Source organism: Spiroplasma sp. TIUS-1 (assembly GCF_010365785.1).
GTDB lineage: Bacteria > Bacillota_I > Bacilli_A > Mycoplasmatales > Mycoplasmataceae > TIUS-1.
Genome location: NZ_CP048387.1, coordinates 13,966 through 31,854 on the forward strand (window position 1 = coordinate 13,966; position 17,889 = coordinate 31,854).

Consider the following 17,889-nt stretch of genomic DNA (forward strand, 5'->3'; position numbering starts at 1 on the left):
AATGGATTTAAAAGAATTTAAATTAGTCATAGGTGTAAGCGGTGGGCCTGACTCAATGTATTTATTGAATCAAATATTTACTGATAAAAATTATGGGGACATAATTGTGTGTCATGTTAATTACAACTTCAGAGATGATTCTAGTTATGATCAATTTATTGTTGAAGATTATTGCAAAAAAAATAATATAAAAATAAAAATTAAATCAGTTTATTATTCAGAAGAAAAAGGAAACTTTGAAGAATGAGCAAGACTTATTAGATACAATTTTTTTGTTGAGGAAATTAGAAATAATGGTTTTAGCAAAATAGTGATTGCTCATAATTTAAACGACCATGCTGAAACTTTTTTGATGCAAACTTTAAGAAAAAGCATTGTCACTTATTATGGAATAAATCCCATTGGTGAATATGATGGAGTTCAGGTATTGCGACCAATATTAGATTTGAAAAAATCTTTTATATTAAATGAATTGAATAAAAATGGAGTTAAATACGCAGTTGACTCAACAAATGAAGATGAATCTTATTTGAGAAATAAGATTAGAAAAACTTTAACCGATAAAGAGATAGATAATCTTAAAGTCCAAGCCGAATTAGAAAATAAAACAGTTGATAAATTTAACAAAAAATATGAGCATTTATTTAAGTCAAATTCATTTGATAAAACTATATTTGTTGATATGGACGATTTTGAAATTAATAGATTTGTTTATTGTTGAATCAAAAATAATGATTCTACAAATAGTATTATGAAAAAGAAAAAAAAGTTTGTTAAAGAGGTAGTAAAACAACTTGGCTCAAGTAAAAATCTAAAGATTGTTACGGATCACTTAATAATTAATAAACAAAAAAACCAAGTATCAATAGAGATGGTTAGTAATTAGTTATTAATATATAGATATGAATGATATATAATTAAAAGTGAAATGATTTTCTAACTAAGATAATGGAGAAATAAATGAAAAATAATAAAAGAAAAAGATCGATATGAGTCGGGATAATTATTGCTTTAGTAGTAGTATTATTAATCGCAATTATCTTTATTGTAAAAGCTGGAACAATTAATTATCTATCACCAGAAGAATTTTTAAGAATGTTTGAACTAGGTCAAATCCGTCCTGAAAATATGATTATTGAACAGTTATCATCTGGTGACTCAATAATTACTGGTAAATTTATTCAAGGCAATTCATATGCTCAATTTAAATTCATATTGAGTCGTAATGTTATGGGGGATGAAATATACAACAATATTAGAAACGCCTTGGATGGAACAATAACTCAAATAAGAGAACAAAGTGTTTGACTTGGATTAATATCATCGTTCTTACCAATGTTAATTCTAATTGCTTTCTATATATGAATTTTCTCTGCAATGTCAAAAGGTGGAGCAGGTGGAATGCTTGGTGGTCAAAAATCAAAACCAAGACAAGTAAAATCTAATGTTAAATTTTCAGATATAGCTGGAATTAATGAAGAAAAAGCAGAATTGATTGAATTGGTTGACTACTTAAAAAAACCTGAAAAATATGCAGCTCATGGAGCTCGTGTACCTAAGGGAGTATTAATGGAAGGACCTCCAGGGACAGGTAAAACACTTCTTGCTAAAGCTGTTGCTGGTGAGGCAGGTGTTGCCTTCTTCTCAATGGCTGGATCAGAATTTGAAGAAATGTTTGTAGGACTAGGTGCTAGTCGTGTTCGTGATTTATTTGGGGATGCTAAAAAAGCAGCTCCATGTATTATTTTCATTGATGAAATTGATGCTGTAGGTAGAAAAAGAAACTCTTCAATGGGTGGTGGAACAACAGAACAAACTCTTAACCAATTGCTTGTTGAAATGGATGGTTTTGAAATTAACTCAGGTGTTATTGTTATGGCAGCTACTAACCGTGCTGACGTACTTGATAGTGCGTTGTTAAGACCAGGACGTTTCGATAGAACAATTCAAATTTCATTACCAGATATTAGAGAACGTGCAGACATTTTAAAACTGCATTCACGTAATAAATCAGTATCTCCAAAAATTGATTGAAAAAACATTGCTGAGAGAACTCCAGGTTTTTCAGGAGCTCAATTAGAAAATGTTCTTAATGAGGCTGCTATCTTAGTTGTTAGAGGAGATAGAAAAATTATTGAATTAACTGATATCGATGAAGCTATAGATAGAGTTATTGGTGGACCTGCTAAAAAATCAAGAGTTATGACACTTCATGATAAAGACGTTGTTTCTTATCATGAAGCAGGACACGCATTGATTGGTATGAAATTAGAATCAGCATCAAAAGTGCAAAAAGTTACAATTATACCCCGTGGATCAGCTGGTGGTTATACAATCATGACTCCAAAAGATGAATCAAATTTCTCGTCTATTGATGATTTAAAAGCAACAATTATAGGTTATATGGGTGGTCGTGCTGCTGAAGAAATTATGTTTGGTAAAAACAAAGTTACTACAGGTGCACATGATGATTTGGATAAAGCTACAAATATTGCTCGTAGAATGATTACACAATTTGGTATGTCTGATTTAGGACTAACTAAATTTGTAACTATGCAAGAAGAAGCTGCAGGATATATGAAAGGAACTTACTCTGATTTAGTTGCATCTAAAATTGATGAGGAGTTAGCTAAAATTCTGAAGCATTCTTATCAAGAAGCAATCAAAGTTATTAATGCAAATAAACCTGAATTAGAATTGATTGCTGAATCACTACGTGTTTTAGAAACAATTACTTCAGAACAAATTGAATACATTGATAAAAATATGAAACTTCCTGAAGAAGTTGTTAGAGAAAAAGAATCAAGAAGTAAAAAAGAAGAAGAAATCAAAAATGGTGATTTGATTGAATTATCACCTGATGATGTAGATTAATTAAAGTGGTGTTAAATCACTTTTTTTATTTATAATAAAACTTATGAGTATTACATTAAGAGCTGTTAATAATGACTTAAATATTGCAATTGCAATAGTAGACATTACAGATACATTACAAGAAAATATTGATTTGCAAAGTACAAATTTTTTGACATCAACTATGTTGGGTAAGTTTATTTGTACATCGATACTAACTAATTTAAATAATAAAGATTCTCAACTTGAAACAAGATTTCAATTAACTACTGATGGTTTATTGGAACAGTTAAGTGTAGATATTTATGACAATCATTATAGAGGCAAAGTAAAAAATATTTTATTAGACCCTTCGTCCCTAGATTTAAAAAAAGATATTTATGATCAAATGTTGGGAACAGAAGGTCAAATAGCTCAATATAAGATACGAGAGGGACTTATTTTGTCTGAGTCTGCAATTGAAATATCGGGAAGCGATATCGATACAAACGCAATGATTTTTACTAAAAAAAGTGAACAAATAAATAACATAATTGCAACAACAACAATAATTAATGAGGATAACAAAGTTATTAGATCATGTGGAATTATGATTCATATGTTACCTGGATTTACTAATGAAAATGTGACATTTCTTGAAACAAAAATTGGTAACACTCGTTACATGAAAGAGGTTCTTGCTAAAACAATGAACTACAACAATTTAGTTGAAGATATAGCTCCTGGATCAAAAATCTTAAGAGTCAGTGATGATTTAAAATACAAATGTAAGTGTAGTTATGATAAATCACTTTCTTTTATTGAGTTACTACAACCAAGTGATATTCAAGAAATTATTGATAATAAAGAAGAACCAGAAATTGTTTGTGAGTTCTGCGGTAAAAAATATAGAATATCATTAAGCGATATTAATATATAATTAATTAAAATAATAAAACGAGGATTTAGATATGTTAGAAAAAGATTTAGAACAAACTGCTAAAGATAACTCAGTAGTTGAAAACCCAACTAACAATGAGCAAACTGAAACAGTTTCTGTTGAAAGAGATTATAAAGAAATTGAATATACTGATTATGCTTATGATGATGTTAAAGAATTAAAGAGTTTACAAAAGCAAAATGCAAAATTAATCAAAAAATATTCAAAAGAAGTGTTAGATGGTGCAATTATTTCAACAACTAAAACAGTACCAAACACTGATGAAAATATTATTGAATTGAAGAATGTAAGAAAAGCTTATTCAAATAAATCAAATACAACTCCGGTTTTGAAAGGGATTGATTTAGAAATTAAAAAAGGAAAAGTTGTTATTATTCTTGGGCCATCAGGTTCAGGTAAAACTACATTACTTAACGTGATTTCAGGATTGGATAAAGTTGATGCGGGAGACATCTTTGTTTCAGGTCATAACTTATTATTATTAAAAGATTCACACCTAACAAAATTCCGTAGAGATAATGTTGGTTTTATTTTCCAACAATATAATTTATTACAAAACCTTACTGCAAGAGAAAATACTGAAATAGGTGAAAACTTAAATAAGAGAAAAAATAAAGGATTCAAAATTGAAGAAATATTTGATCTTATTGGTATGGCTGAGCAAATTGACAAATACCCACACCAAATGTCTGGGGGTCAACAACAACGTGTTTCTATTGCTAGAGCAATTGCTAAAAACCCCAAAATACTTTTTGGTGATGAACCAACAGGTGCTCTTGATGAAGAAATGGGTAAAAGAGTATTAGAAATTCTAATTGATGTTAACCGTAAGTTTAACACAACAGTTATTATCGTTACTCACAACCCTAATATTGCTAAGATTGGAGATCAAATTATTCACGTTGCAAACGGTAGAATTGGATCAAATGAACTGAACAGTAAACCTATGAAACCAGCTGATATTGACTGATCGTAATTAAAAAACTCCTTAATATTAAAGGAGTTTTTATTTGTTAATTTAAACCAAATAACATGTTAAAGCTGCAAACCATATCAATTTTTAAATAGATTTCATATAATCATATAAATAACAAGGAGGCTTTATGCCAATAATTAAATTCAGTGGTACAACCCAAAAACAGATAGAAGAATATTCAAAAAAGGTGGACGAAATTTGTGAATTGATTGTAGCCAAAAAAGAAAATATATTTTTTATAAATCAAGATGTAGACGTGGTTAGAGGTAATGGAGAATATTCTATTATTGTTAATGTTGAGTGAATGAGTAGATTAGATAAACAACAAATTTTTGCAGACCATTTAAAATCGTTTTTTGGAAAAGAAGGAACAACTGTTGGCGTAATTTTTTATGATATAAATGAGAAATTTTATTTGAATGGAAAGAAAGTAGGCTAATTGTATGTTTATAAAAAATATTGAAGTTAAAAGCAAAACAATTTTAGGCCCAATGGCTGGAGTTTGCGACACTGCATTTCGTATTATTTGTAGCGAACTAGGAGCAGGAATGGTTTACACAGAGATGGTAAGCATTGAAGGTTTAAAACATAAAAATTTGAGAACAGAGTCGATGACTTACATAGCACCTGAAGAATCTATTACTGCATTACAAATATTTGGTGAAGACAAAGAAAGCTTTGCTAAGGCTGCAAAATATGTTAGTGAAAATTCTGAATGTCAAACTATTGATATAAATATGGGGTGCCCGGCCCCAAAAATTGCCTTAAAGTCTAAATCAGGTTCTTCACTTTTAAGGGATGTTAATAAAATAGGCGAAATAGTTAAAGCAACAGTAGAAAATTCAACTAAACCAGTGACTGTAAAAATGCGTTTAGGTTGAGATTCAAAGACTCTAACTATATTGGAGGCTGCAAAAATAGCAGAAGAAAATGGGGCGTCAGCAATCGCTATACATGGAAGAACACGTGAAGAAATGTACCGAGGAAATGCAGATTGGTCGTGGATTAAAAAAGCAAAAGAGTTACTAAAAATTCCAGTTATTGGAAATGGTGATATTACTGACGAAGAATCTGCAAGAGATATGTTTGAACAAACTGGTTGTGATGCAATTATGATATCTCGTGGAGCTCAAGGTAACCCTTGAATATTTAGACAAATAGATCATTATTTAGCTACTGGAGAAAAACTAGCAAGGCCAACTTTTGAAGAATGAGCACAAGTTGTTAGAAGACATTGAAGTCTAGTTGTCAAATATAAAGGTGAAGATTTAGCAAACAGAGAAATGAGAAAACAATTTGTTTGATATATAGGGACTCTTCCTAAAAAAGAAATATGTAAACAGATGAAAGAAGAAGCATCAAAAATTAATGGGATAAATGACATAAATAGAATAATAGATATGTATAATTTAAATGTTGAGGGGTAAGTATGTCACAAAGAAAATTTAGCGAGCAAGAACTTGTTAGAAGAAAAAAATATGAAGATTTGGTAGCTAAAAAAGTTGATCCATTTCTAGAAGATAAGTTTGACAGAAACACAACAATCATTAATTTAAATAATGACTTTTCAAAATTTTCAAAAGAGGAATTAGAAACAAATACAAAATCATTTAAAATTGCCGGAAGAATTCGTGCTTTTAGATTGGCTGGAAGTAAAGCTGCGTTTGTATCAATTCAAGATCAAGATTCAAAAATACAAATTTATGTAAGACAAGATGTTATTGGAGAAGAAGCTTTTGAACTATTCAAAGACCTTGACCTTGGGGACATAATAGGTGTTGAAGGAACAATGATGAAAACTAAAACAGGTGAATTAACTTTGCGTGTTAGTTCATATGTTTTATTAACAAAAGCTCTAAGACCTCTTCCTGATAAATTTCATGGTCTGACAGATATCGAAGAAAAATATAGAAGAAGATATGTTGATTTGATTATGAATGAAGAAACAATGTCAACGTTTAAAAGTAGAACAAAAATTATAAGAACAATTCAAAATACTCTAGATGAAAAAGGTTACTTTGAAGTTGAAACCCCAATTCTAAACCCTTTGCGAGGGGGAGCAGCAGCTGCACCTTTTTCAACTCATTATAATGCTTTGGATTCTGAATTTTATTTAAGGATAGCTACAGAATTACACTTAAAAAGACTAATAGTTGGTGGTTTTGAAGGAGTATATGAAATTGGAAGATTATTTAGAAATGAAGGTATCAGCACAAGACATAATCCAGAGTTCACAACTATTGAATTATATGTAGCATATGAGAATATTGATTTCTTGTATCTAATTGCAGAAGAACTAATTAGAAAGGCATGTATGGCTGTGAATAATACATGCAAAATTGAATATGGTGGTAACAAGCTTGATTTAAATAAACCATTCAAAAAATGACATATGGTTGATGCTATTAAAGAAATTACTGGAGTAGATTTTTGAAAAGAAATGAGCCATGCAGAAGCTTTAAAAATTGCAAAAAAACATAAAGTTCACGTAGAAAAACACCACCTAAGTGTTGGACATATTATTAACTTATTTTTTGAAGAATTTGTTGAAAGTACAATTATAGAACCCACATTTATTACAGGACACCCAGTTGAAATTTCTCCACTTTCTAAAAGAAATAAACAAGATCCAAGATTTACAGATAGATTTGAATTATTTATTGTTGGTAGAGAATATGCAAATGCATTTTCAGAACTTAATAATCCAATTGATCAATATGATAGATTTTTAGATCAAATCAAGGAAGCGGCAGCAGGAAATGATGAAGCCACTGATATGGATATTGATTTTGTTGAGGCACTTGAATATGGTATGCCTCCAACTGCTGGTATTGGACTTGGTATTGATAGACTAGTAATGTTGTTAACTGGAAGAGATTCTATTAAGGATGTACTACTTTTTCCTCAATTAAAAAACAAGGATTAATTAATGAAAAAAATCAAAATAGGCTATGCCTCAAAATTGAATGTTAGAGAAACAATAAACTCACTTAATCAAATTAAAGTGAGTTTATTTGCTTCTCTAACTGAAAGGTTTAACTTAACTCAATTTGATAGTGGTCTTGTCACTGAAAGAAAATTGTGACTAAATGATGATTACAAATTAACTCAAAGAGCCATTGATTTTGACATTAAATTGAAACAAAATTTTGGAGAACTATTAATCTCAAACAATAAATGAAGAAGATATTTTTTATATAAAAACAACTTTTCTATTGGAGAAGGTGTGTTGACAGAATTCAACTGTGTTAGAAGAAATATAGAACCATCAAGTACTAAATCAATTATTTATAAAGAAATTGGTTTTGATCAGATACAAGAAAATTATTCAGTAGAAAAAGTTAATACTGTAATTTCTGAAATTTATAGAATAATTAAAAAAGCTGATAAAACAATTGTTAATGAATATAAAGAATTATCAACTAATCACCTTTCTAAATCAATTACATTTGTTAAGTATTCACAACTTAGAAAGCTTTATCCACTACTAAATATGAAAGAAAGAATTGATCAGTTCGGGCAAGAACACGGTTCATTTGTTCTTACTAATTTTATTAAGAACCAAGCAGCTTCAAAAGATTTAGATCAACAATCAAATGATGTTTTTGATTTTGACACATATGTCGAATTGTTTGTTTATAACAATGTTATTGAATCTTCTGTTTCACTTGCTTATGCAAGTTACCAAGTTGGAAGAGAGGCTTTGAAAAAACAAAACATTATTTCAAGAGAAGGTTGAAAATCTGAAACTGACTACAACCACTTGATTAAGAAAAACGAGCTGCCAATTACAATAACATCAGGATTATATACAAATGCAATTTCTATGTTAATTTTGGAAAAGGAACACATAGCTGAAGTTCATGCTTCGTTGTGGGATGAAGAGTTTATTGAGAATTGTGAAAAAAACAACATTGATATTTTTGTGTAATTGATAGTATAATCTTTTTTAAGAGTTAATTATTTTACGTAGTTAACTCCTTGCCGCTTTAGGCCACAGACCATAAGGAGAGAAAGTTATGAAAAGAACATATGAAGTAATGTACATTTTAGACCAAAACACACCTAACGTAGAAGAATTAAGAAAGAAACTTGAAGATATTTTATTAGTTGATGGAGGAAAAATTGTTGAATCAGAAGACTGAGGAATCAAAAAATTTGCGTACTTAATTAATAAAAAAGATGCAGGAAGATACGTAGTACTTATTACTAAAACAAGTTCAGAAAATATTTTAGAGTTCCAACGTATTGCTGGAATTGATAGAAATGTTATTAGAACAATGGTAATTAATACTGAAAGTGAACAAAACTACATTCAAACAACAAAGTTGTCAAAAACTGATGTTGCTAAAATGATGGATGATATGAAGAAAGCATATGATGCTAAGAAAGTTGAACGTTTCAACAGATTCAATGCAACAAATGCTGACGGAACACCAAACCCATCATATGACCCAAATAAAAAGCCATGAACAAAACCAGATTACAATAAATCAGGAACAAACAAAGATGGTAAACCATATACACCAAGAACAGCTACTGTAAACACAAAACCTACAGAAGCAAAACCAGCAGCTCCTAAACCAGCTCCTAAGAAGTAGTTAAATGAATTCAGTTAATTTAATCGGAAGAATTACTAAAGATATTGAAATTAAAACAACGTCTAATGGTAAACCATATGTACAATTCACACTTGCTGTAGATGATTTTTTCGGTGGAGAAAGACAAACTCAGTTTATTTCATGTATTGCATGAAATAGACAAGCTGAAAACATGGCTAGATATTTAAAAAAAGGATCTCCAATTGCTGCTGAGGGATCAATCAACGTAAGAACAGAAAATAAAAATGGGCAATATACAACATACACAAGTGTAAATATTGCTAAAATTACATTCTTAGAATCATCAAGCGGAGGATCACAATCTCAAGTAAAAGGCACTAATCAAACATCATCACTAAATAATTATGGTTATGATTTGGTTGAAGAAAAAGAAGAGAGTCCAAAAGTTAACAATGATTCAATTTTATGAGAGGACTAGAATATGAAAAAAGTAATTAAAAGAAAAAAGGTCAATTTTTTTGCAAAGAACAATATTGACTACATTGACTATAAAGATGTTGAATTATTAAAAAGATTCATTTCTAAAACAGGGCAAATGTTACCAAGACGTGTTACAGGTACATCACCAAAACACCAAAGAGCATTAGCTACTGCTGTTAAAAGAGCAAGAATAATGGGATTATTACCATTCATTACTGAATAATAAATAATAGAACGGTATAAAATCCGTTTTTTTATTTATCTTTATATAGGGTCTTATTGTTATAATAAGAATAATTAATTCGAGGTTCTATATGAAAGTAATTCTACTAACAGACATTAAAAATGTAGGTAAGAAAAATGAAATAAAAGAAGTATCAAATGGATATGCTAGAAATCAATTAATACCAAAAGGTTTGGTAATTCAAGCAAATGATTTCAATATTGAAAAAAGAAAAAGAAATCAAATTGAAGAAGATAAAAAAAACGATATTGAAACACAAAAAGCAAATGAAATAAAAAATAAAATTGAATCATTAAATATAAAGTTATATTTAAGAATGAATAATAAGTTAGTACAGGGTTCTGTTAATGGTGCTGCCGTGATTCATGAAATGCAAAAACATAATATCACACTTACAAAAAAATCTTTTGTAGAGAATATAAATCTTAGATCACTTGGTGAGCATACAATTATTTGTAAACTATCACATGGGGTAAAAGCTAATTTAAAAATAACAATTGAGGGGAAATAGTTATGAATAATCAAGAAATGTTAGAGCGTGTAGAAGCTGACCTTTTAGCAATGGCTATGAACTCAGAAACTGTTGCATATGAAGTCATATCCAATTTAAACAAAAATGATTTTTCAACTGAAAAACATTCAATCATTTTTGAAGCCATTTCTCACCTTGTATCTAAAAATATAGTTGTATCAACTACTCAAATTTCAGACTATTTAGAAACTGAAAAAAAATTAGAAATAATTGGAGGGAGACCAACTATATACGATATTACTACTTTATTTTTTACTGATGAGGGGTACTCTGATTTACTTGATGTAGTTATGAGGCATTCAAAAGGTAGACAGCTTGATAAAATTTTGGATAGTATTAAAAACAGTAGAAATGAGGGTGGATACATTGATCAAATTATTGCGAGTGCTCAAGAAAAAATTCTAGGTATTAATATGACATCAAAAAAAGATGAACCTGAAAGTGTTAAAGATATTCTTGGGGATGTTATTAAACATATGCAGGAATTGTCTGAGAGATCATCAAATAAAATTACTGGTGTTGATACTGGATTTAGTGAATTGAATAAAATAACTGATGGATTCCAAAAATCTGATTTAGTTATTTTAGCTGCAAGGCCATCAATGGGTAAAACAGCATTTGCCCTTAACTTGGCATTTAATGCTTCAGATAAAATGAGAAAAGAAAAAGGTGGAGTTGCATTTTTTTCACTTGAAATGCCAAAAGAACAGTTAGTTCAAAGAATGATTTCATCAGTTGGTGGAATTGATGGATCTCAAATTAGAAATGCAAGAAATGTAAATTGAGCAAACATTACTGATGCTTCAGATATTTTACGTGAACAAAATATTATCATTGATGACACTGCTTCAATTAATGTTTTACAAATTCAATCTAAGCTTAGAAAAATGAAACATGAAAACAATATTAAAATTGCTTTTATAGACTACCTGCAATTGATCAATTCAATCAATCCAAACCCAAGTGGACGTCAACAAGAAGTTTCGGAAATATCAAGACAACTTAAAACAATTGCTCGTACATTAGAAATACCAATTATCTGTCTATCTCAACTTTCTCGTTCAGTAGAAAAAAGGGAAGATAAAACTCCTATGATGTCCGATTTAAGAGATTCAGGTGCTATTGAGCAAGATGCAGACATCATTATGTTCTTGTATCGTGAAGGTTATTACAAAAAAGAAGAACTTGAAAGTACAAATACAGATGTGATTATTGCAAAACACCGTAATGGCGCAATTGGTACAATTTCATTGGACTTTATTAAAACATTTGGTAAGTTTGAAAATAAAAAAATGTAATATATAATTAACATTCAAATGGAGATATACATGAAAAAACTAATATCATTAATTGGTGCCATAACATTAACTACGTCAGTTGCTGCTGTTTCAGTTGTTTCATGTGGTATGAGAACTAATTCAATTAATTTTACTATTAATGGTAAGAATTATGACAAAACTAAAGATTGAAGAGGTCAACCTCAAAATCTTATGATGAATATTTTAGAACTTTTAACATTTGATAAACGTAAATATACTAATGAAGTTACTGCAAATAAAGTTCTTGAGACTTTAGGCGAAAATGCTGAGCTTTTAAATTTATATAAATTGACATATAAAAATAAAAAATATGAGGACTTAAATAAAAGATTAAATTCAATAAATAATGATGGTATTAAATCATTTGATTTTAATTGAGGTCAAACAAGTGTTGATGAAGAAACAAATCCAAATGTAATCAAAGGTACAGATTTAAAATTTACAGTTATTACTCAAGAGTATGACAATAAAAATAATGGTTCAAAACCAATTGTAAAAAGTGCCAGTCCAATGTCTTATGATGCGGTTGTTGGAGATTCAGATATTTGAGGCGAAAATGAAGATGAAGCTAAAAAATTAAAGGATAAATTCACTTCACTTTATAAAGAAATGGAGTTCACAATAATTGGTAATTTACCATCTGGTATGCCTGATCCAGGTGTAATTATTAAGGAAATAACAGAGGAGCAAGCTAAAGATAGAATATTTAACGATTCATTTGATTTTAACTTCATAAAAAAAGATACTAAAGAAAATGAACCTGAAAACTATTTATTTGATGCTTTACAAGCAACAAATACCAAAGTTGGCGACTTTAAAACCAAAATTGGTTTTGGAGATCTTAACGGTAAACAAAAGAATGATATAGATATTGAATTAGAAATTAAAAATACTGAACTAGTTTTATCACCTAGTGTTATCGCTGGTAAAACTGTAGTTAATGATGAAGATAAGAAGACAACTAAAACTTATATCATGACTTGATTACCATCAGTATATTCTTATGTGAGCACGTACAAAAATTTAGTTGAGAAAAAAAATATTTTTGAAAAAGCAGATATATCACTTATTTAAACTATTTAAAATCAAATGTTGATCATTTGATTTTTCATTCATTTTAATTGACAAATATTACACATATTTATTACTGTTTATTTAGTAAAATATAAAAATAAGGAACTTTAAGTTATGAGTACTTTTACAGATATAAAACACCAACTTTTACAAGGTTCTAATTTGGCGATAGCTGTTTCAATTTTTATTGGAATTGTCGCAGTTTTTTATATCTTATATAACTGAGGATCATATGTTTTTTTAAAGGAAAAATATCATGGTGTTAGATTTACTACAAAAAATATAACTGGTATGACAATGCTTATAGCAGTAAGTGTGAGTGTAACTATTGTTATATGTATGACAGTTCCTATTTTTGTTCTACCTCCAATTAGAATAGCAGTTGAGGGTATTTTAGTTAAGATGTCAGGATTTATTTTTGGACCAGTGATTGGATTAATCATTGGTGGAGTAACTGAACTATTGGTTATGTTCTTTGTTCCATCATATATTCACCCAGCTTACATAATTATTATGTTGGGTTATGGATTTTTTGGAGGAATAGCTTCTTCATTTATGAGAGCATCAAAAGGAAACTACTGAGTTACATTTGGAGTAATTAATGTTTTTTTACTTATTTATGGTGTGTTTATTTTGTCAATATATGGTGGTAATGCACCACTAGGGACTGAATGTATTAATGGAGTTGAAGTTGCTATTCCAATTAAAATATTAAAATGAGAAATTGAAGCGAAATACTTTGCTATTATGTTTGGTGTTATGTTGGCAGCTGTTGCAGTAATTACTTGAAGTATTGTTTTTGTATTACATATTAAAAAGAAAACAAAAACTTTGACAGTTCTAGTTCCAATTTTATTGTTGACAATTTCTACAGAATTTGCTCTAACCATACTCGTCAGCTCCTGGGGAGAAGCAGCCTTATTTGGTGTTGGAGATGATGGTTATTCTGCAATGGTGATAAGTAGATTAATTCAAGCACCATTTAAAATTATATTTAATACTGCGGTTTTATTCACAACCTATAAAATAATAGGACCACTAATAAAAAGGGACTTCTAGGTATTGTGAAAATTTTAGATTCAATTTCAAATAAAAAAATTGACTTAAACAACAAGTCAGTAAAAATATATACTTGCGGACCAACTGTTTATTCAAACATTCACATAGGAAATGCAAGACCAATATTGCTTACCGATACGTTGGTAAGATTTTTATCTTATAAAAATATTGATGTTGAGTATATGATGAACATTACAGATATTGATGACAAAATTATTAATAAAGCAATTTCTGAAAATACTACCGAATCAGAAATAACAAAAAAGTACACAGACGAATTTATTGAAGATTTAGAAGGAATGAATATAATCATGCCAAATAGATTTGTGAAAGTTTCTGAAGAAATTTCAACAATAGAGATATTTATAAAAAAGTTAGTGGATGCTAAAAAAGCATATGTGAAAAATGGAAGTGTTTATTTTGATTTGAAAAACAATCTAAATACTTATGGGTATATTTCAAAACAAAAAATTGATCAATTAATATCAGAAGAAATTTCTAATGAAAAAAATGATCCATTAGATTTTGCACTATGAAAGTCAACATCAATTGGGTTGAATTGAGATTCACAATTTGGAAAGGGTAGACCGGGCTGACATACTGAATGTGTTGCTTTGATTGACAAATACTTTAAAAAGAGTTTAGATTTACATGTTGGGGGGATTGATTTAAAATTCCCTCATCATGAAAATGAGCGCATTCAATTTTATAGTTTATACAAAACTGAACTTTCAAAAATTTGAATGCATAACGGGTCATTAAATGTTAATAAAGAGAAAATGTCGAAGTCACTTGGGAACATTGTGAATCTTAGAGATTTTCTTAAAGTTAATTCTCCAAATATTTTAAGATTATTAATGCTAAAAATAAATTACTCAAACCCATTATCAATTACTGATAAGGATATTGAAGATGCAAATAAATGAATATCAAAAGTTACGAATACAATTAAACAATCACTTATTAATAGCAAACTTGAATTAATAAAGGAATTCAATTTAAATTATTTAGAAGAGTTTGATAGTTACATGAACGATAATCTAAATACAGGACAAGTAATAACTCTTGTCGATAAAATTGTTAAAGAAATTAATTCTCAAATATCAAAAAAAGAATTTAGTAATCTGTATTTACAATTAATAAAAATATTAGAAGTATTAGGAATAAAATTTAAATTATCAAATATCAATGAAAAAGAAATTACACTTTTAAAAAATTGAAAAAAATACATAAACGAAAAACAATTTAATAAAGCAGATGAAATAAGAAGTGAATTAATTGAACTAGGAGTACTATAATGAAAGATTTTTTATATGGAAGAAAACCTGTATTCAATATTTTGATGAATAATCCTAAAATTGTTAAATCACTTTTTATTCAAGAATCAATTGTTCTAACAAAGCAAGAAGAAGAAATTTTAAGTAGCCTTAAAATTTATGTATCGAAATTACCTAGAAGAAAGATGGATGATATTACTCTTGAAAATCACCAAGGTGTTATTTGTGAAGTTAAGGAATTTCAATACACACACTTTGGAGATATTTCAAAAAATCCCGACAAATATAAAACAATACTTTGTTTGGATAAAATTCAGGATCCACATAACTTTGGGGCTATTATCAGAAGTGCTGCATTATTTGGTGTAGATTTAATATTGATGTTAGACCATAGTCAGGTTGCAGTGAATGCAACTGTTTTTAAAACATCAGCAGGTACTTTGTTTAAAACAAAGATTGCACGAGTTTCAAACTTATCTAATGCAATTGAACAATTGAAAAAAGGAGGCTATTGAGTTTATTGCTCAGCTTTAACAGATGATTCTGTTGAAATTGATGAAATAAAATTTGATACTAAATCTGTAATAATAATTGGAAACGAAGGAGAAGGCGTGGGACAAAAAATTCAAAATATCTCAGATTACAAATTCAAAATTAAAACTAAAAATATAATTGATTCACTAAACGTATCTGTTGCTACAGGAATTATATTGCACTCTTTAAATAAAGGGCGTGGATAATAATTATTTAGTATTAATATATCAATCTTGTGAATATTTAGAAAAACAACAAATACATGAGCTGGCCGAGTTATTAACCAAGATGACTTGGAAGGCAGCCAAATCATTTTCATCAATTGGTTTAGACAAAGAAGACATGTACTTTATTTGTTGACAATCAATAAATACTTATCACGATAAGTACGGAAGATTAGAGTTCAATGAAATGAAAAAAATTGTTTCAATAACATTCAAAAGAAGAATCTTTGATAGAATTAGATCTGTCAAGGGACGCGGTAAAGTTCCAGTCACAGAAATAATTTACAATAATGATTTGTGTTTATATAATTCTGTTGTTCTTGAAAGTGGTATTGAAGATATAAGTTTTAAATTATATTGTGAATATTATTTAGATGGATTAGATTCCGACTCAGAAAAAAAGACAATAGAATTGATTTTAAGTGGTCATAATAAAACAGAAGTTTCTAAAATTATGAACTTATCTAACACAGTGATTAACAAAAGATATAATAATTTTATCAATAGCTATAAAACAATGTTGAATTAATAAAGTTTAACTATGTTATACTATTGACATACAAGCAATAGAAATATTGCTTTTTTATTTGGAGAAAATAATGATTAGATCAAAGAAAAAGATATTGTTAATTTGTGAAGATTGTTTGTCTAGAAATTACTCTTTTACAAAGAGTTCAATTTCACAAAAGGATAGATTAGCAATCAAAAAGTTTTGCCAAACTTGTAATCAACATACATTGCATAAGGAATCAAGATAGTGAATAGAGAAGAAAAAAAAGCGGTTAAGATAGCTGCAAAAATAGAAAAGCGTGAAGCAAAGAAAAAAAGAAATGAAGAGCGCTTAGCAATGAAAGCACAACTACTTGGTGGTTATGAAGACATCGAAGCTAATAAAGATACAATTATCGAAGAACATGAAATTAAGAAACTTCACAAAAGTGAGGGTAGAAAAGTTCATTTTAAAGAATTTCCAATCAAATTATTAAAAGAAGCAAATAAATTAAAAACCCCAACAAGAAAAGAACTTGGTAAAAAGTTCGTTACAGTATTAATTTTTATTACGGTGGCAGCATTAGTATTCTATGCCTTAGATTTAGGTTTAGTATCATTGTTCCGTGAATTACACATTATTAAATAGAGGAACCATATGGAAAAATTAAATTTAGAATTATTAGAAGAATTAGAATCTTTTAAAGGACAATGATTTGTTGTTAACTGTTACTCAGGTCACGAAGATAAAGTTGCAAGTGATATCAAACAAAAAATTACAACAAACAACTTGAGCTCAACAATCTTTAATGTTAGAGTTTCTAAACATTCAGTTTTTGATAAAAACAAAAAAGTTGTTGATAAAAATAAATTCCCTGGATATATTTTTATCAACATGCTAATGACAGACGAAACATGATTTACAATTCGTAATACTAATGGTGTTACAGGGTTTATTGGATCATCAGGAAAAGGAGTTAAACCTTTCCCAATTACTGCTGAAGAAATTGCCCGTATGTTGAATATGAAATCTAAGGCTGCTGAAAAAGAGGAGTCTATATCATCAAATACTTCAAGCAAAGGTAAAGTAGTTGCTAAAAAAGAAAAAGTTCAACATACTGCTGACTTTAAAGTTAAAGATATTGTATTGATTAAAAATGGACCGTTTGAAGGAATGGAAGGTCAAGTTACTGAAATGGATTTAGACAAGGGTGTTGCAATTGTTGAAATTGAAATGTTTGGTAGGGTTACCCCATCAGAAGTCGAATTTGCATCTTTAGAGTTGGCTTACAAGTTATAGTCTATTGCATAAAAAAGTAACAGTTC

Annotated in this window: 21 protein-coding genes; all 21 read left to right on the forward strand. The window is 28.9% G+C overall.

The annotated features are described in order from the left end of the window. Position 1 precedes the first annotated feature (1 nt). The 21 genes from tilS to nusG all read left to right on the forward strand — a co-directional run bounded on the left by tilS (position 2) and on the right by nusG (position 17,863). Positions 2-886, forward strand: coding sequence for a tRNA lysidine(34) synthetase TilS (gene tilS / locus STIUS_RS00065; RefSeq protein WP_162649230.1), 885 nt, complete (start codon positions 2-4; stop codon positions 884-886). A gap of 74 nt (positions 887-960) precedes the next feature. After that, a complete protein-coding gene (gene ftsH / locus STIUS_RS00070; protein WP_162649231.1) occupies positions 961-2,874 on the forward strand; it encodes an ATP-dependent zinc metalloprotease FtsH in 1,914 nt (637 codons plus the stop codon). A 43-nt stretch (positions 2,875-2,917) separates the two neighbouring features. Beyond that, on the forward strand, positions 2,918-3,772 hold the full coding sequence (locus STIUS_RS00075; protein ID WP_162649232.1) for an Hsp33 family molecular chaperone HslO: 855 nt from the start codon (positions 2,918-2,920) through the stop codon (positions 3,770-3,772). A 31-nt stretch (positions 3,773-3,803) separates the two neighbouring features. Then, positions 3,804-4,769: an ABC transporter ATP-binding protein gene (locus STIUS_RS00080; RefSeq protein ID WP_162649233.1), complete on the forward strand. Its 966-nt coding sequence runs from the start codon at positions 3,804-3,806 to the stop codon at positions 4,767-4,769. Between the two features lie 127 nt (positions 4,770-4,896). Then, positions 4,897-5,208 carry a DUF1904 family protein gene (locus STIUS_RS00085; RefSeq protein WP_162649234.1) on the forward strand — a complete coding sequence of 104 codons (312 nt, stop codon included), beginning with the start codon at positions 4,897-4,899 and terminating at the stop codon, positions 5,206-5,208. A gap of 4 nt (positions 5,209-5,212) precedes the next feature. After that, positions 5,213-6,196, forward strand: coding sequence for a tRNA dihydrouridine synthase DusB (gene dusB, locus STIUS_RS00090; protein ID WP_162649235.1), 984 nt, complete (start codon positions 5,213-5,215; stop codon positions 6,194-6,196). Positions 6,197-6,198: 2 nt separating this feature from the next. Continuing rightward, complete coding sequence (gene lysS, locus STIUS_RS00095; RefSeq protein ID WP_162649236.1) at positions 6,199-7,695, forward strand: lysine--tRNA ligase; 1,497 nt, start codon at positions 6,199-6,201, stop codon at positions 7,693-7,695. Between the two features lie 3 nt (positions 7,696-7,698). Then, the gene (locus tag STIUS_RS00100) at positions 7,699-8,700 is read left to right on the forward strand and encodes a hypothetical protein (protein ID WP_162649237.1); all 1,002 of its coding nucleotides are present in this window, start codon (positions 7,699-7,701) and stop codon (positions 8,698-8,700) included. A gap of 88 nt (positions 8,701-8,788) precedes the next feature. Then, a complete protein-coding gene (gene rpsF / locus STIUS_RS00105) occupies positions 8,789-9,370 on the forward strand; it encodes a 30S ribosomal protein S6 (protein ID WP_162649238.1) in 582 nt (193 codons plus the stop codon). A 4-nt stretch (positions 9,371-9,374) separates the two neighbouring features. After that, positions 9,375-9,809: a single-stranded DNA-binding protein gene (locus STIUS_RS00110; RefSeq protein ID WP_162649239.1), complete on the forward strand. Its 435-nt coding sequence runs from the start codon at positions 9,375-9,377 to the stop codon at positions 9,807-9,809. A gap of 3 nt (positions 9,810-9,812) precedes the next feature. Further along, the gene (gene rpsR, locus STIUS_RS00115; RefSeq protein ID WP_162649240.1) at positions 9,813-10,034 is read left to right on the forward strand and encodes a 30S ribosomal protein S18; all 222 of its coding nucleotides are present in this window, start codon (positions 9,813-9,815) and stop codon (positions 10,032-10,034) included. A 91-nt stretch (positions 10,035-10,125) separates the two neighbouring features. Then, positions 10,126-10,566, forward strand: a complete 441-nt coding sequence (rplI, locus tag STIUS_RS00120) for a 50S ribosomal protein L9 (RefSeq protein WP_162649241.1) — start codon at positions 10,126-10,128, stop codon at positions 10,564-10,566. Positions 10,567-10,568: 2 nt separating this feature from the next. Then, positions 10,569-11,885, forward strand: a complete 1,317-nt coding sequence (dnaB, locus tag STIUS_RS00125) for a replicative DNA helicase (protein ID WP_162649242.1) — start codon at positions 10,569-10,571, stop codon at positions 11,883-11,885. Positions 11,886-11,915: 30 nt separating this feature from the next. Continuing rightward, the gene (locus tag STIUS_RS00130; RefSeq protein ID WP_162649243.1) at positions 11,916-12,980 is read left to right on the forward strand and encodes a lipoprotein; all 1,065 of its coding nucleotides are present in this window, start codon (positions 11,916-11,918) and stop codon (positions 12,978-12,980) included. Positions 12,981-13,094: 114 nt separating this feature from the next. Further along, positions 13,095-14,039 (forward strand): hypothetical protein, encoded by a 945-nt coding sequence (locus STIUS_RS00135; RefSeq protein ID WP_162649244.1) that lies wholly within the window; start codon positions 13,095-13,097, stop codon positions 14,037-14,039. Between the two features lie 5 nt (positions 14,040-14,044). Continuing rightward, on the forward strand, positions 14,045-15,337 hold the full coding sequence (gene cysS, locus STIUS_RS00140; RefSeq protein ID WP_162649245.1) for a cysteine--tRNA ligase: 1,293 nt from the start codon (positions 14,045-14,047) through the stop codon (positions 15,335-15,337). Next, positions 15,337-16,056, forward strand: coding sequence for a 23S rRNA (guanosine(2251)-2'-O)-methyltransferase RlmB (gene rlmB / locus STIUS_RS00145; protein ID WP_162649246.1), 720 nt, complete (start codon positions 15,337-15,339; stop codon positions 16,054-16,056). The genes cysS and rlmB overlap by 1 nt, the downstream gene beginning before the upstream one ends. Continuing rightward, positions 16,049-16,603 (forward strand): lipocalin/fatty-acid binding family protein, encoded by a 555-nt coding sequence (locus STIUS_RS00150; RefSeq protein WP_162649247.1) that lies wholly within the window; start codon positions 16,049-16,051, stop codon positions 16,601-16,603. Before rlmB ends, STIUS_RS00150 begins: the two co-directional genes overlap by 8 nt. A 70-nt stretch (positions 16,604-16,673) precedes the next feature. Continuing rightward, a complete protein-coding gene (rpmG, locus tag STIUS_RS00155; RefSeq protein ID WP_162649248.1) occupies positions 16,674-16,832 on the forward strand; it encodes a 50S ribosomal protein L33 in 159 nt (52 codons plus the stop codon). Next, positions 16,832-17,212, forward strand: a complete 381-nt coding sequence (secE, locus tag STIUS_RS00160; protein WP_162649249.1) for a preprotein translocase subunit SecE — start codon at positions 16,832-16,834, stop codon at positions 17,210-17,212. Before rpmG ends, secE begins: the two co-directional genes overlap by 1 nt. A gap of 9 nt (positions 17,213-17,221) precedes the next feature. Then, positions 17,222-17,863: a transcription termination/antitermination protein NusG gene (nusG, locus tag STIUS_RS00165; protein ID WP_162649250.1), complete on the forward strand. Its 642-nt coding sequence runs from the start codon at positions 17,222-17,224 to the stop codon at positions 17,861-17,863. Positions 17,864-17,889: the final 26 nt, after the last annotated feature.